We start from the raw sequence: 1,955 nt of genomic DNA, 5'->3' as shown, positions 1-1,955 counted from the left end.
GTCACGTTCAGCCCGGTGATGTGGCGTGGCGCGAAACGTTCGATCCACAGCATGTCCTGATCGGCAAAGCCGAAGCCCACATCCACGACATCGTCATTCGGCCCCATCGCCGCCGCCTCGGCCACCAGCGTGGCCAAGGCCGGACAGGCTTCGTCAATGGTCCGCGCGGTCTTCCAGTAGCCGAGATTGAGGTACAGTCCATTGGCCGTAAAGGCTCGTGTCGCCAGCAGGCCGTAAAGTTCCGCCGCCGCCAGGCGTTGGAATGGCGCGTATGCCCAGGCTGCGAAACGGGCCGCATCCCACAGGCTTGACCGGAGGCCAGTGGCGCCATGTTTGTTTTCTGTCATCGGAGCCGCCTGTGTGTGATGTTTCAAAGGGTGGGCGCCGCGCGCTGGTTCGGGGGAAATGGTGTCTCGTGCTATTCTGCGCGAAGACGCAAGGAGCCGCAAATCGGCGAGAAGCGGGAACAGAGCGAAGGGCTGGTCCTGAAAAACCGCCGGTCAATGACTGCGATGGCGAAAAGGTTGAGGGACTGTCGTGCAGGGACCGCTCACGGCGCGACGCATCGCGTCGATCTCGATGGCGTCGTCTTCCAGATCGGCCTGGTTGCGAACACCGAATGGCTGAAAGGCGCGGTGCGCTTGAGCCCGCGCGGCGAAATCGAGATCGACGCGCGCGGCGAGACTTCGGCGACAGGGATTTTCGCTGCGGGAGACGCGACCATTTTACCCTAAAGGCAGATCGTTATCGCCAAGGGAGCGGCGCCAAAGCGTCTCCCTCCGCGTTCGATCACCTTGTCCAGTTGGCGCCGGCGAACCCGCCGGCGCTCGTTCGGCCTGTGCTCGCGGCCCTGCAAAAGGTCAGGCTTGCTGAATTGCAGACAATTTCCAATCCGTGGCCGCCCCGCCCGGACGGCGCGCGAATGTCCAGATTTCGGTCGCAACCTCCGGCGTCACGGGATCACCCGAGACAACCTTGCCGGTCGCGCGATCAACCATCGTGTCGATCAGCGAGAAACGGACCGCGACGCTCGCATATTCGTTTTCGGGCTCGCGCCAGGCTTCCGCAAGATCCCCCTGCAGCAAGGTCACATCGGAGATTTTGTTGACCTGCCCTTTTTTTGCGGTCTCTTCGATCTCCGCGGCGAAATAGGAGGCCATTTCAGGCGTCGCCAGAGCGCGCAAAGCGGCCATGTCCTCGGCGCCATAGGCTTTTTGGATGAGGCCAAGGCGCTGTTCGAAAACATTGAAATCCGCAGGACCTATTTCGAGCTTCACAGGTCTCCCATTTCCTCCGCCGAAGCCTCCAAAGCCGGCAATACCGGGGCGCGGGCCTTGCGCAGCGCCGCTATCGTATGCGGCGCCTTGATACGCCGGCTGGCGCCTGCGCAGGAAGCCCATGACGAATCTAATCAGGAGGAATAGAAGCCCGATCTGAAGCACGAGGCCCAGAATGGACGATATTCCGCCGAGCCCGCCGCCGAAACCGCTTCCGAACAGCATGCCGACCAGCCCGGCGCCGACAAGGCCGCCAAGCAGGCCGCGCCCGAAACCGCCGGACATGAAGCCGCCGGAGTTCCTGCCCGCCGATCCGGCATAATTCTGCGTCATCCCTGATGACGGGGACGTCATCGAACGTTCGATCGGAGCGGCTGGGCGAGGCGCCGTCGCGGTTGGGGGCGGAGCGCTGAAAGTGCGCGCGCCGCGACTGCCGGAGGAGCCGCCAGATCCCGGTCTGGCGAAGCTGTCGGCGGAATAGCCCAAGGCGACAAGGGCGGCCAGAGTGAAAATCAAGGTTTTTTGGCGCATGGCCATGGTTTTGTCCTGAGGTTGCACGAGCGTGTCGCTGCCCGCATGGCTTATATTGTTATCGTTGGTCAAAGTGCAAAGGCGGCGGCCGGATCCGGTCCTCCGGTTACCCATGGAATCGCCTTGTCGGCGTCGATCGTCGGCGAT

The 1,955-nt window shown here is 62.8% G+C and carries 3 protein-coding genes; 1 reads left to right on the top strand and 2 read right to left on the bottom strand.

Features of this window, described 5'->3' with window-relative positions:
* Positions 1-347 (bottom strand): hypothetical protein (locus QZY01_RS16495; RefSeq protein WP_294539239.1); only part of this gene is annotated, 347 nt, incomplete at its 3' end.
* 177 nt (positions 348-524) lie between these two features.
* On the opposite strand from QZY01_RS16495, the gene QZY01_RS16490 reads away from it, so the two are divergent.
* Positions 525-734, top strand: a complete 210-nt coding sequence (locus tag QZY01_RS16490) for an FAD-dependent oxidoreductase (protein ID WP_294539236.1) — start codon at positions 525-527, stop codon at positions 732-734.
* A gap of 126 nt (positions 735-860) precedes the next feature.
* Here the strand turns inward: QZY01_RS16490 and QZY01_RS16485 are convergent, their stop codons facing one another.
* The gene (locus tag QZY01_RS16485) at positions 861-1,814 is read right to left on the bottom strand and encodes a TIM44-like domain-containing protein (RefSeq protein ID WP_294539233.1); all 954 of its coding nucleotides are present in this window, start codon (positions 1,812-1,814) and stop codon (positions 861-863) included.
* Positions 1,815-1,955 lie beyond the last annotated feature (141 nt).

The sequence above is a fragment of the uncultured Rhodoblastus sp. genome, from assembly GCF_903903185.1.
Lineage (GTDB): Bacteria > Pseudomonadota > Alphaproteobacteria > Rhizobiales > Beijerinckiaceae > Rhodoblastus.
Note: the sequence above shows the minus strand (reverse complement) of the source record. Positions and strands in the feature narration are given on the sequence as shown.

What these genes read in the sequence shown, in the direction of transcription:
- QZY01_RS16485 (WP_294539233.1), bottom strand. Translation starts at nt 1,814, where the DNA reads ATGGCCATGCGCCAAAAAACCTTGATTTTCACTCTGGCCGCCCTTGTC.